This is a genomic window from Candidatus Methanocrinis alkalitolerans (assembly GCF_029167205.1).
Lineage (GTDB): Archaea > Halobacteriota > Methanosarcinia > Methanotrichales > Methanotrichaceae > Methanocrinis > Methanocrinis alkalitolerans.
The window spans coordinates 1-13871 of record NZ_JARFPL010000050.1; the positions used below are offsets into that span (position 1 = coordinate 1).

General features: G+C 56.9%; 8 protein-coding genes. 5 read left to right on the forward strand and 3 right to left on the reverse strand.

Going from position 1 to position 13871, the window contains the following annotated elements; translation table 11 throughout:
- The first annotated feature begins 850 nt into the window (after positions 1-850).
- Complete coding sequence (locus P0O24_RS11360; protein ID WP_316969873.1) at positions 851-1975, forward strand: acetoin utilization protein AcuC; 1125 nt, start codon at positions 851-853, stop codon at positions 1973-1975.
- A 68-nt stretch (positions 1976-2043) separates the two neighbouring features.
- Here P0O24_RS11360 and P0O24_RS11365 read toward each other — a convergent pair whose 3' ends face one another.
- Together P0O24_RS11365 and P0O24_RS11370 are read right to left on the reverse strand one after the other, a co-directional pair.
- Positions 2044-3927, reverse strand: a complete 1884-nt coding sequence (locus P0O24_RS11365) for a GNAT family N-acetyltransferase (RefSeq protein WP_316969874.1) — start codon at positions 3925-3927, stop codon at positions 2044-2046.
- 105 nt (positions 3928-4032) lie between these two features.
- Positions 4033-6537: a proprotein convertase P-domain-containing protein gene (locus P0O24_RS11370; protein ID WP_316969875.1), complete on the reverse strand. Its 2505-nt coding sequence runs from the start codon at positions 6535-6537 to the stop codon at positions 4033-4035.
- Between the two features lie 373 nt (positions 6538-6910).
- On the opposite strand from P0O24_RS11370, the gene P0O24_RS11375 reads away from it, so the two are divergent.
- Together P0O24_RS11375 and P0O24_RS11380 are read left to right on the forward strand one after the other, a co-directional pair.
- Positions 6911-8122: a radical SAM protein gene (locus P0O24_RS11375; protein ID WP_316969876.1), complete on the forward strand. Its 1212-nt coding sequence runs from the start codon at positions 6911-6913 to the stop codon at positions 8120-8122.
- A complete protein-coding gene (locus tag P0O24_RS11380; protein ID WP_316969877.1) occupies positions 8122-8808 on the forward strand; it encodes a DUF4130 domain-containing protein in 687 nt (228 codons plus the stop codon). Before P0O24_RS11375 ends, P0O24_RS11380 begins: the two co-directional genes overlap by 1 nt.
- Here P0O24_RS11380 and P0O24_RS11385 read toward each other — a convergent pair.
- On the reverse strand, positions 8801-9451 hold the full coding sequence (locus tag P0O24_RS11385) for an N-glycosylase/DNA lyase (RefSeq protein ID WP_316969878.1): 651 nt from the start codon (positions 9449-9451) through the stop codon (positions 8801-8803). The two genes, P0O24_RS11380 and P0O24_RS11385, sit on opposite strands and share 8 nt — an antisense overlap.
- A gap of 813 nt (positions 9452-10264) precedes the next feature.
- Between P0O24_RS11385 and P0O24_RS11390 the strand changes: the two genes are divergently transcribed.
- Together P0O24_RS11390 and P0O24_RS11395 are read left to right on the forward strand one after the other, a co-directional pair.
- Positions 10265-12010 (forward strand): S8 family peptidase, encoded by a 1746-nt coding sequence (locus P0O24_RS11390; protein WP_316969879.1) that lies wholly within the window; start codon positions 10265-10267, stop codon positions 12008-12010.
- Between the two features lie 168 nt (positions 12011-12178).
- Entirely contained in the window at positions 12179-13558 is a 1380-nt protein-coding gene (locus P0O24_RS11395; RefSeq protein WP_316969880.1) for a hypothetical protein, read from the forward strand.
- Positions 13559-13871 lie beyond the last annotated feature (313 nt).

Genomic DNA, 13871 nt, shown 5'->3' on the forward strand with positions numbered 1-13871 from the left:
AACATATGGGATTAGAAACTTCCTTAAAAACATCTTTAGAATTTAGTATGAGTGAAGCTGTAGATCCGCATGTAAATAGAAAGCGCTTTACCGAGGAGTGGTGGGCTTAACCGATGACCAATGGATATGTATCGCTACGTGCTGACTCAGGAACGGAATTCATGGCAGGCATTTGCATGATCGAGTCCGCTTATCGCTATCATGAAGTTACCCACACTGAATAGCGAAGAGCCTTTTATTTGATAACCTCATATGATAAGTGGCTATCCATTACCCACAAGAAATAGCGAAGAGCCATATGAAAAGCGCCATGATATGGTGGGAGAACGAAGTTGAGTAGTTGCAGCTCTTGACTCATATATCGTAAACCTCTGCAAGATGCTCCCTCAGCCCGCTGAGATCTCTTTCGAGATCCTCGACGATCCTCTTCTGGATCTCATCATCTGTCTCAAATTCAGCATCGTGCGAGGACATAGAGGAACGCCTACTATCTCAATTCGAAAAAGCTCGACCGAGAATACCCGGAGATGCTCGCGGAACCCCTCATTTTTCATGATCTGTAGAGCTATCGTTAAGGCAACGGGGACGACTTTGAAGGTGTAGCAAAGACAGGAGACCTCAAACGGCCTCCAAAGTGGAACAGAATCCACATAGGAAAACTTAATGAAATATGAGAGCCTTCATTTTTCAAAGCAATCAGCCTCTATCCACCACAATTTCCGCTTCCTCTCTCCCCTGAGGAGACGATTTGGCCAACATCAGACCGGAGGATAGATTCGCGATCGAAATCATTGCCCGCCGCAGGAGACACCCTCCTGTGTGGCCATGATCCATAGCGGAGAGGTTCCAGATGATCTACCTGTATTACAGCGACCGATTCTTGAACTACAACTTCGGGCCGGAGCACCCCCTCAACCCGACGAGGCTGAGCCTCTCCTACAAGCTGATAGAGGATTCGGGCCTCCTCGACGAGAGGACGGAGGTCTTGGAGCCGGAGCCTGCCAGCGAGGAGGAGCTCCACCTCGTCCACACCCTCGAGTACATCGAGGCTGTGAGGCGGGAGGAGCCGGACCTGGCCTTCGGTCTCGGCTCCGACGACACCCCGGTATTTCCCGGAATCTTCGACGCCTCCCGGGCCATGGCCGGCGGGAGCGTCGACGCCGCCAAGAGGATGATCGAGGAAGACTGCTCCGCCTTCAACATCGCCGGCGGCCTCCACCACGCCTTCCCCACCCAGGCCGCCGGGTTCTGCGTCTTCAACGACGTAGCCCTCGCCATATCGATCCTCAAAAAGAGGTTCTCCCGGATCCTCTACATCGACATCGACGCCCACCACGGCGACGGGGTCCAGCAAATCTTCTACGAGGATCCCTCCGTACTCACCTTCTCGATCCACGAGTCCGGTGACTACCTATTTCCCGGAACGGGGTTTGTGGACGAAGCCGGCTACGGCCCGGGCCTAGGCTACTGCGTCAACCTCCCCATGCCGATGTACGCCTCCGACCGGGACTACAGCCTCGCCTTCGAAGAGGTAGTGCCGAAGCTCTTCGACTGGTTCAGGCCCCAGATCGTCGTGGCGGAGCTGGGGGTGGACACCCACTACTCCGACCCCCTCACCAGTCTCAACCTCACCCTGCGGGGCTACGCCCGGATGGTCCGCCGGATCGTCGAGCTGGCGGAGAGGCACGCCGGAGGTCGGGTCCTCGCCCTGGGGGGCGGCGGCTACAGCCTCCCCGTCGTCCCCCCGGCCTGGACGGCCGCCCTCCATCTGATGAGGGGGGAAGAGCCGACGGAATATCTCCCCCCCTACTGGGTGGAGCTCTTCACCAACGTCGTCGGCTACGTCCCCCTCTCCTATCCGGATATCGACCTTCCCATCGGGACGGAGACGGAGAAGAGGGTCTCCCTGGAGCTGGCATCAACTATGAAGAGGTTGAAGGGCGTCTACGCCAGGATCCACCCCGAGCTGTTCTGACCATATCTCCATCGTCTTATCGATCCTCTCGTCGATCCCCTCGTCGATCGTCTTCTCGATCTATTTCTTCAATTGTCGAAGATTAGCCTCATCTCCTTAGCCCCCCCCTCCGCCTCCACCGCCTCAAAGCCCATCTTCTCTATAAGCCTCAGCGCCGGGAGGTTATCCTCCAGCACCTCGGCAGTGAACCCGGCGATGCCGCTCTTCCTGGCGAGATCGGTCATGTAGGAATGAAGGAGCGTCCCCACCCCCTGCCTCTGATAGTCGTCCCTGACCACCACCGCCAGCTCGGCGAGCCTGTCCCTCTCGTTTCTGCTGTACTGGGCAAAGCCGATGAGGTGCTCTCTTCCGTCCCGAAAGACTAGTCCCAGGATGACGACGTCCCTTGAGAGGTCTACGGTCACGAACTCCTGGATCCGGGAGTGGGGCATATCCTTCCTCGCCGAGGCGAACCTCCGGTAGAGGCTCTTGTCAGAGAGGGAGTAGAAGAACTCCTTGAGGAGCGGCTCGTCGCTGATCCTGACAGGCCGCAGGAAGATCGACAGCCCCGTCCTGGTGGTCCTCCACGCCTCCAGATCCTCTCGGTAAAGGGCAGGATGGTAGACCTGATCCTGATATACGAGGGATAGCCTCTTCGCCTCTTCCACCAGCCAGGACCTGAAATTCGGATGGGATATCCCTATGAGGCTCATCGCCCTATCCCTGACGGACTTTCCCCGCAGGTCTGCGATACCGTACTCCGTCACCACGTATCGCACGTCGCACCGATGGAAGGTGGCGCTGGCGCCCGGGCCGAGCCGGGGGACGATCCTGCTCGCCGACCCGCCGTCTCGGGTGGAGGGGAGGGCGAGGATCGATCTTCCTCCGGGAGAGGCGGCGGCGCCGCGGATGAACTCCGCCTCGCCGCCGACGCCTCCGCAGAACCTCCCCCCCAGGGACTCGGCCGTCCCCTGGCCGGTGAGATCGATCTCCAGGGCGGTGTTCAGGGCCGTCATCCTTCTCTGTCGGGAGATGACGGAGGGGTCGCTTGTCCGGTCGATGGTCCTGAAGACGATCTGTGGATTTTCGTCGATAAAGTCGTATGTCGACCTCCTCCCGATGCAGAAGGAGGCAATGGCCTTCCCCGCATCGATCGTCTTTCTAGAGTTGTCGATCGCCCCCGCCCTCATCAGCTCCGCGGCCCCGTCGGTGAAGATCTCGGTGTGAAGCCCCAGGTGCTTCTTATTTTGCAGATGAAAGACGGCGGCGTCAGGGACCCCGCCGCGCCCCACCTGGATCGTCGCCCCGTCGTGGACGATCCGGGCGACATTCCTTCCGATCTTATCCATGACCTCAGGAGGGGGGCATGGTTCGACGAGTTCCAGGAGCGGCTCATCCACCCTCACGACCCGGTCGAGGTCCCGGATGTTGACTATCCCGTCGCCCTGGACCCGGGGCATCTCCTGGTTCGCCTGGGCCGCGACGATCGCAGCCTCCTCGGCGGCGGCCGATACGGCATCGACGCTTATCCCGAGGCTCATGTTCCCGTCCATGTCGGGGAGGGAGGTCTGGATGAGGGCTAGGTCTATGGGGATCGTCCCATCCCGGATCAGATCCGGGACGGCCGAGAGGAACGCCGGGGTGTAGTCCGTCCGGCCGGAGGAAAAGGCGGCCGCCATGCCCTCCCCGACGAAGAGCAAGTTATGCCTGAAGCTCTTCCCGAAGGCCCCATCCGCAAAATCGGCCCGGCCGAGGCTCCAGATCTGGAGGAGCTCCAGGTCGAAGAGATCTCCCTCGTGGGCCCGGATGTGGCGGAGAAGGGCCCTCACCAGGGCCTGGGGCTCGCCGCAGGCGGTACCGATGAAGATCCTGGCGCCGGAGTGGAGCATCCCGAATATCCCCTCGCCGGAGACGAACTTCTCCGGAAACTCTTCTCTCCAGCCGTCCCATTCGGCGCCAACGTCAGTGTTCATCATCCCAGCCCTTTTTAGACGAATAGAAAGAGCCTTCTATTCGGGCGTTCCTGAGGATGCCGAAGAGCTCCCGCGCTCTCTTCAGTCTTCCCCTTCGGTCTTCGATCAAGCCTCCTTGGTTATCTTCAGCCCCCAGCGGTTCAGCTTTCCGACGTCCGACCTCGCCAGGTCCGCCACATTCAGCCTCCATCCGCCCTCGATCTGCTCCCCTCGTAGCCTCGCGAGGTCCGGGGTCGTCGCCGGGGTGTAGCTCCTGATGATGTTGTCGGCGGCCATCCCTTCCCGCTGGTGGAGAGGAACGACCGTCCCCGCCGGGGATATGAGGGTCACCTCCAGGTCGCCGATGAAGTTGTGGGTGATATCGACGAAGACTGTGACCTCCTTAACCCTCCCGGGGTCGTTGATTTTGATCGTCGCCATGATGCCTCGCGGGTCGTTGTCGGGGACGGTGGCCGCAGGGGAGTCCTCCAGGTCGACAAATTCGGTCGGCCCTCCCTCGATCTCCAGCTCCCATCGGTTCAGCCGCCCAACGTCCCGAGAGCCCAGGTCCTGGACGAGAAGTGTCCAGTCCCCCTGGATGAACTGGCCGATGAGAGATCCGAGCTCCGGGGTCGTCTTCAGATCGAAGGTCTGCCTGATGTCGTTTGAGCTTCCGCCGTTCCGATCGTGGACTACGACGAACTTTCCCGAGGGGGCTATGAGGGTCAGCCGGAGGTCGCCGACGAAGGTGTGAGAGATGTCGATGGACACCATGATGGAGGTGAGGTTTGCGGCCTCGGAGAAGGTCATAGAGTCCCGAACCCCCACAAAGTCGTCGTCGGGGATGTCGATGTTGGGGGCTCTGGCCCGCTTGAAGGCCTTCTCGCCCCCATCTCCCCGGCGGCTCAGGGCCTCAGCCACCGCCTTCGCCGCGTCGATCCTGCCGTGGCCGAACCATGGGCTCCAGGTGCCATCGGGGTCCCCGACGTCTGCGAACTCGCCACGGTCGAAGGGGGGTATCGGCGAGACGTCCCAGCTGGTGTCGGGATCGAAGGTGGCAGGTGCTGTGCGAGGATACCCTTCAAAGTCAAGGTCCTTTGACGCCGTCTGTTTAAGGATCGATACGACCTCGCGGGCAGAAAGATCCGGGTTTGCTGAGATGACCAGGGACGCGATCCCCGCCACCAGGGGGGCGGCGCTGGAGGTTCCCCCGAAGTGCTCTGTTACCGGGATGAACTCGCCGGTGGTGGTGGTGATATCCAGACCCTTTACTATCTGCCTGCGGTAAGTGTGGACGTTGTTGCTCGGGGCTGAGATGTCGATCCCGGTGCCGTAGTTGGAGTAGTGGCTCCTCTGAGCCAGGCTTGTGACCGCCGCCACGATCATGAGCCCCGGTATCCCTGCCAGATCGTTTTCGAAACGTCGGGCGGTCTCAACGCCGACCCAGACCAGGGACCCGTCGGGCCTAACCTCGCACCCATCGGTACAGGGCACCTCCATCGATGCGTTATGGTGGACGGGGCAGTTCTCATTTCCCGCCGCCCAGATGAAGACTATGCCCCTGCCCCTCCGGCCGCCGGTCTTCGCGAGGTCTGAGATCTTGCGGATGACGATGGGGACAAAGTCCATGGTGGGGCTGGACCCCCAGGAGTTGGTGAGGACGTCCACCTTGTCGGAGACGAACTCCAGGACGGTGTAGATCTTGTCGTCGCTGATCAATAGATATCCATAATCGTCGACCTCCCACTTTATGGGCAATAGCCGGCAGCTTGGAGCTGAACCCACCGTCAGAGATGAGTCCACCTCCGCTGCTACGACCCCAGCGCAGGCGGTCCCGTGGTCTTCGCCGGGGGTGTACATCTCCCTGGGGTCGGCGCTGATGTTGATGTTTTTGATGAGTTTCATCCCTCTCAAATAGCCCCAGCCGGCGAACTTCTCCGGAGAGTCGAAGTCCTTGTGGTCGAGCTTGCATCCGTCATCGGTAACCCCGACGACGACGCTTCCGCTTCCGAAATGTTCGAGGATCTTCCAGGCGTCCTCGCACCGGGAGGACGACCGGGGATCGAAGTTCCTATCGATGAATCGGGTGTGAAGGTGCCACTGGCTTGAATAGGCGGGGTCCGTTGGGATGGAAAAACTGTAGGTGCTCATCCGCCGGTTGAGGTCGTGGTCTGCGGTCTCTACCATCGGCTCCTGCTCCATCAGCCTCACCACCAGCTTCACCGGGTTCATCCCCGTGCCATCGGTGAGCTGGAACAGGTAGTCGCGATCGGAGTAGGACCTGAGCCTGATGAGGCCGTACTTCCCAGCGAAGGCGTCCACCTCGACTGTGGGAAGCGGTTCTCTGAATGTGACCATGACCCGGTCTGTGATCAAAAATTCCTCCCCCGTCTCGGCGACGCGGTAGGAGTGGTGGGTGGGGGCAAGATGCCTCATCATGCTCATGAGGATCTCCAGCTCCTCCGCCTTCGAGGTCACTCTGGAGGAGGAAGAGGATACCTTCTCAGCGTCCTCGATCCCCATCCCCTTCAGCGTCGCTGGCAGCGCCCGGACGACGAACTGGTCGGGCTCCTTTTCGAGGAGAACCTTCCTTCCGGCCCGATATGTATAAGTTTCTTTATTCTCTGTCATGACCGACACCCTCTATCAAACATCCTGTTATTTTGTAACTTTTCAGGATATATCTCCTTCGATTAGTTGATCCAAAGAGGTTGTACGATTAATCTATTAATTAATATTTATATTAAATATATTTATCTTCAAAACCAATGTCTATTAAGCTTTCATTTTGAGCAACATGGCGATATATATTTATATTTTTAAGGCTTCAATGCGATCGTCTCCCCTTCGCTTATCCTATTAAAGATGATAATGTATTAGACGAACCGAGATTAAACTTTCAAAGGGCTTGACTGCGATTCAGTTCGGCTCAAGCTTCAGAGCCAGGATACTTTCGCCCCGCTTACCCAGAACCCCTATCTGAAGTTGACGCCGATTTTAAGCCGTGACAGCCCTGGAGAAGATCGCCCGCCTCGCCGCAGCCAGCAGCTTCGACTCCGCCGGGCCGGCCCCCGGCCTGGCCATCGATCCCGCCAAGGTGGAAGCCCTGGGGAGGGGGACGAAGTACGACCTGTGCACCTCCTCGGCGGCGAAGAGGGAAAGTGAGGGCGGCCTCGGCTCGGCCTTGAGGGGAGGGCTCTGCCACACCTTCACCGGGAGCGGAAGGTGCGTCAGCCTCTTCAAGACCCTCTACACCAACGACTGCTCCCACGACTGTGGCTACTGCCCCAACGCCTCCGTCTCCTCCAGGAAGAAGACCTTCTCCTACGCCCCGGAGGAGCTCGCCCGGATCACCCTCGCCTTTTACAAGGAGAACAGGATCGAGGGGCTCTTCTTGAGCTCGGGGATGGGGAGGGACGAGGGCGAGACGATGGAGGAGATGATCGAGACGGTGAGGCTTCTGCGGGCGGCCCACCATTTCCGGGGGTACGTCCACCTCAAGATCCTCCCCGGCTCCTCCAAAGAGCACGTCCGGGAGGCGATGGAGCTCGCCGACCGGGTCTCCGTCAACCTGGAGGCCCCCTCGTCCGCCAGGATGGCGGAGCTGTGCCCCTCCAAGGAGTACGAGAATGACATCCTGGCGAGGCAGAGGTACGTCCGGGACCTGTCGCGAGAGGTGAGCCTGCCCGCTGGCCAGACGACCCAGATGGTGGTGGGGGCGGCCGGAGAGACCGACCGGGAGATCTTCGACCGGATCCTCCTGGAGTACGACGTCTTGAAACTGAAGCGGGTCTACTTCTCCGCCTTCACCCCTCTCGCGGGGACCGCCTTCGAGGACCGAAAGAAAGCGCCGGCCTGGAGGGAGCACCGCCTCTACCAGGTCGACTGGCTGTACCGGGTCTATAAACTGGCCGAAGGGGAGATATCCGCCGCCTTCGACGACGACGGCTTCCTTCGCAACAGCGATCCGAAGGTGGCGATCGCCCGGGCGAGCTTCGAGGAGCCCATCGATCCCAACGGTGCCTCCTTCGCGGAATTGATCAGGGTCCCTGGGATCGGCCCGAAGTCCGCCAGGAGGATCCTCCTCCGCCGAAAAAATGGACGGATCGAGAGGATGAGGGATCTGGTCAAACTGGGCGTCGCCGCCCGGCGGGCGGAGCCCTTCCTCAAGGTAGGAGGAAAGGCGGGAACGACCCTGGACCGGTGGGGGGTGTGATGAAGAACGGAGATCTTCTCCGGCTTCTTGCCGCCCACCGGGACTCGAACGCCCGGCTGATGGCCCGGGCGAGGACCCTCTCGCCGGAGGAGGTGGATGCATCGACGGACCCGCAGGTCCTCAGGATCCGGAGGATGGCCCTCGCCGTCCGGGGCGAGGTCTGCAGGATGAGGGGATTTGTCAGGCTTGCCCCCCTGGGGGACCGGGTCCTCTGGGGGAGGATCTCCCCCCACCACGACGTCGGGTTTGAGGTCGCCGACTTCTTCGCGAGGAGGTTTCCCGGAAAGATGATCGTCCTCGGGGACAAGAAGAGGTCCTGGTCGTCCCTATACGCCGGGGGCGACATCCTCCACGAGGTGGGAGGCGTCCTCTCCACCACCCTGGCGGAGATATCCAGGATCGTGGATCTGAGGTTCGAGGGGGGCGAGGAGGGGCGCGAGGTGTCGGAAGAGAAGGGAGGAGAAGAGCGAGACGAAAAGGAGGTGGAGCCGCAGCATATTGGGGCTGAGGAGGGGGCCGGGACGGCGGCCGCCGACCTCTGGAGCGTCTACTATCTAAGCCAGGACGTCCCCCGGAGGGCCGGAGGGAGAAGGTACGGCGGGCGGATATCCCGGCGGGCCCTCCGGTCCACGGGCCTCGATGCCGAAAAGGAGGGCGGAAGCGCGAGGCTTCAGGATTTCACTTGAAGATCTCCCCCGTCTCCTTCGACCAGAGGAGGAGGTCGAGGTGGCCCATGGGGATCCCCGTCTTTTGCGAGAACTCCATCATCCTCCCCTCGATCTCCAGGTACCTCTTCTTGGTGAGGGACTTGGGGATCTCGTCGATGACGCCCAAGACGACAAGATTCTTCAGGATGTGCCGGTCGAGGATGGCGAGATCCTCCGCGAGGCCGATGTTGCGCAGGAAGTGGCCCGCCTCCTTGTAGCCCAACCCCGAAACGTTTCCGACGAGCCACTCCCGGGCCGCATATGCGTCGGAGAAGCCCTCCAGTACCGCCCTGACGGCCAGCCGGCCGTTTCGAGTGAACTGGCGGCGGGCGGCGACGATCCGCCCCGCCTTCGTCTCGGCAAACCTGACCCTAGATAGCTCCCCCACCACCTCACAAGCGCTGCCGCAGAAGAGGAGGCGGCACCCCCGTAGCCGCTCGACGGCGGGCCAGCAGACCCTCGCCCGGGACTGGGGCGTCAGCAGACAGAAGGCGAGCTCGGCGAAGAGGTCCTCGTCCGATCCGGCGGCCCAGACCCGCCGGAAGTCGGCGAGACGGGCCTCTATCTCCTCCTTGCTCGCCCCGTGGAAGATTGCGAGCTCTTCGATTCTATCGGGGTTCATCGCCCCTCCCTCGTCGCCGGCCGATAAGACGGTGTCGGAAGGGCGAAGTCTTTCTAAAGGGGCGTACTGAGGAAGGGGCAGACGATCCCAGCGCCGTCAGGAACCAAGCCTATTTTATCCGCCAATGAGAATGTCTTCAGGATTTCCTTCGTTCCCGTTGACTGAGCGAACCTCCCTCACCGCCTGCAGGTTGGTTATCATCATAAAATATAGAAGGCATTCCATAGGTCATCGGTAAGGAGTTTAAGCTACACAATATCTCTATTTTCACATAAATTATACGTTATCTAGATTTGATCCAATTTTAATACCGACTTGCTGTAGCCTCTTTGACCAAGCTAACCTCACTGAACTTGCTACCGAGATCGCTGAATCATCGCGATTCTTCTCTTAACCGATGACCAATGGAAGGCATTCCATGTCTCCATCCTCGCGGTCGACTCATTACATACCATATCACGATTGCGAATTTTGCCATCATTATGAACCTAAGCGCCAGATCGGGCAACGACAAATTAAACAATTAACGGCGTAATGCATAAATAGAAAGAGATCGGATATCCAGATTTAGAGTGAGTTAGACCAACCGCGACTCGCTCAGATCGGATTAATAACAAGTTGGTACAGACTAATAAATAGGGGTCAAGGTGTAGAATTCTGATAGATTTAGGAAAGATTTGGAGCTAAATAAGCATTATAAAGGGGGGATTATTAGTTATAGAAATGAAGTTTAACCATAATGTGTAGCTTCGGAGATACACCCCAAAAGATGGGGTATTGGCATAAAAATGCTTAAATTTTGGAGGTAGGTATATGGTTGAAGAGGCAAAAACATCACCGAAGAAAGGAAAAGGTGAAACTATGCAGGTTATCGTGGAGATACGAATGCCGAAAGGAGAGGGACCCGGCTTTGCTCTTCAGATGGCAGGGGGACTGACCGTCTCGGGATTTCGGCTGGATACAGAATATAAACCGGTGCCTGTTCCCTCGTCATCGAAGGAGCCGGGAATGGCTTTGGATCTGGAAGCAAAACGTGAAGAGATCGTCCTTGTGCGAGGTGAGATAGCGAAGGACAATATTGAGGATCTCAAGAAGCAACCCAACGTGATAAACGTCTGGCCAGATGCCAAGATCGCCCCTTTTGAGAAAAAAGATTTCTCAGATAACGTCATATTGGCCTCCAAAGAGGCTTTCGGTACATGTCCCATACCGCCATGCGACTGCGAACCATGGAATGCGAAGGGAGGAATCTCCGACGTCGCCAAATATCTTGGCGTTGACAAGATCTGGGATGCGGGATACAAGGGCAACGGGATGGTAATCGGCGTGGTCGACGGCGGCATAACCGCCCAAGGTCGCGTGACCGGCGGCAAGATACCAAATGTGACGGGAGGATGGCCTGTTTCCGATTGGGGCACGAAGGATCTATGGGACCACGGAAATATGTGTGCCACAGACGTTTTGGGAATGGCCCCACAAGCCAACGTCTACGACCTCAGGATCGCAGCCGACACGATGAGCGGCCTGATATCCAACGCCATTCAAGCGTATGAGTGGGCAATACAGCAGCATAAGAAGGATGGAACCCCTCACGTTCTGAGCAACAGCTGGGGCGTCTACCAGAAGAACTGGGACGTGGAGTACGCGACAAATCCCAATCACCCCTTCACCAAGAAGGTGGAAGAGGCGATCAACGAGGGGATACTCGTACTATTCGCGGCTGGCAATTGTGGAGAGGCATGCCCCAGCAGCAATTGCGGAGGCGATAAAGGACCTGGCAAGAGCATCTGGGGGGCTAACGGCCACCCTGCGGTCATGACTGTAGGGGCTGCCAACACCGAGGGAAAGCTGGTCGGATATAGCAGTCAGGGACCTGCATCACTGGATGAGCATAAGCCCGACTTCTGCGCGATAAGTCACTTTAAGGGCTACTTCACCAGCGATACCGGCACTTCTGCCGCCTGTCCCGTCGCAGCTGGTGTGGTTGCGCTCCTCAAACAGTACAAATCTTCGTACACCCAAAGCGCGGTGAAACAGGATCTGAAGAATACAGCTAATAACATAGGTCCTGATGGATGGGATAAGCATTCCGGATCCGGAATAATCCAGCCAGCCAAGATAGTTGTGACGGAAGAAGGAGGAGTAGAAAGCTGCGATAAAAATAAAGAGCTCGCTTCGAAATATCTGGAAGCCTACAAGATAGAGGGGGACAACAGGTACCTCTGCTACTATTACTACTACCTGGCAAAGTACTATTACTGCATGTATCAGCAGACTGGTAACCAGAAGCACCTCTGCTACTATTACTACTACCTGGCTTTGTACTATCGTTGTGCATATCAGGTGACTAATAACCAGAAGAACCTCTGCTACAGTTACTACTACCTGGCTTCGTACTACTGCTGCATGTATAAGGTGACTGACGACAAGAGATATCTCTGCTACTGCTACTACTATGTGGCAATGTACTACTACTGCCTGTACAGGACGACCTGGGACCAGAAGTATTTGGGACTTTACCAGCAGTATGCGACAGCCTACAAAAATTGCATACAGTAGGCCAGATGGATCTGTCATAGTCTCGAAACTGAGTCAATAGAGGGCCATGATGTTGAAATCAGCACTTCTGGCCCTCAAAGCTTCAAAACGAATTGTTATAGCTAGAAGGTGGATAAGATGAAGAAACTCCCTGGAATATGTCCTGAGTGCCTCGAACCGAGGATGAAAATGATGGATATGGCGGCTCCAGAACTTCCTGGAATGGGTATGGCGGCTCCAGAACTTCCTGGAATGGGTATGGCGGCTCCAGAACTTCCTGGAATGGGTATGGCGGCTCCAGAACTTCCTGGAATGGGTATGGCCGCTCCAGAACTTCCTGGAATGGGTATGGCCGCTCCAGAACTTCCTGGAATTGGAATGGCGGCTCCAGAACTTCCTGGAATTGGAATGGCGGCTCCAGAACTTCCTGGAATTGGTATGGCCGCTCCAGAACTTCCTGGAATGGGTATGGCCGCTCCAGAACTTCCTGGAATTGGTATGGCCGCTCCAGAACTTCCTGGAATTGGTATGGCCGCTCCAGAACTTTCTGGAATTGGTATGGCCGCTCCAGAACTTCCTGGAATTGGTATGGCCGCTCCTGAGCTTCCTGGAATTGGTATGGCCGCTCCTGAACTTCCTGGAATTGGTATGGCCGCTCCTGATCTTCCTGGGATGGGAATGGCCGCTCCTGATCTTCCTGGGATGGGAATGGCCGCTCCTGATCTTCCTGGGATGGGAATGGCCGCTCCTGATCTTCCTGGGATAGGAATGGCCGCTCCTGAAATTCCGGCGATGGGCACAGCAGCCCCCGAGCTTCCAGCCATGGGCGTCGGGACCAGTCCCGCTGCAATGGCAGCTCCTAAAATGGAGGAGATCACATCATCCTCAGGTTGCAGTCAATACAGTAATGCCGCATCGAGCTATTATCAAACATACCATAGTACTGGCTCTAGGATATACCTCTGCTACTATTACTACTATCTGGGACAGTATTACTACTGCCTGTATCAGCAGAGCGGTAAAAGGGTCTACCTATGCTATTATTACTACTACATGGCACAGTATAACTACTGCATGTATCAGGTGACCAATACCAGGAGCTACCTCTGCAACTACTACTACTACCTGGCACTGTACAACAACTGCATGTATCAGGCGACCAATAACAGGAGCTACCTCTGCAACTACTACTACTACCTGGCACTGTACAACAACTGCATGTATCAGGCGACCAATACCAGGAGCTACCTCTGCAACTACTACTACTACCTGGCACTGTACAACAACTGCATGTATCAGGCGACCAATAACAGGAGTTATCTCTGCAACTACTACTACTACCTGGCACAGTACAACAACTGCCTGTATCAGACAAGCGGTAACAAGAGCTACCTCTGCTACTACTACTACTACCTGGCACAGTACTACTACTGCCTGTATCAGACAAGCGGTAACAAGAGCTACCTCTGCTACTACTACTACTTCATGGCATTGTACTACAACTGCGTCGGAAATACGAGCTTGTACAATAGCTACATCACTGCGTACCAGAGTTGCATAAGTAGTTAAGAAATAGGCAAGGCCTGGACCGATGTAATGCGGTCCTCAGGCCTATACCACCAAGGATCGAGGAGAAGAAGAGGAGGATTTTGCAGCTATCCTCCTCCCATTCACCATTTTTTCAACACTATTTTATTCGGCTATGGTAAGAATCTCAATCGCTTCGTCGATGATCGATCCGGCATTTCGCATTAACCCGTCGTTCCGCACTAACGGTCTAATTTCCAAACATTTTCCCTATAATTTATAGCAAAGATTTATTAAATATCCCGTTATATGCGTTTTTTTAGGGGTAGCATCTATGGAGATAAGAACTCTTCCA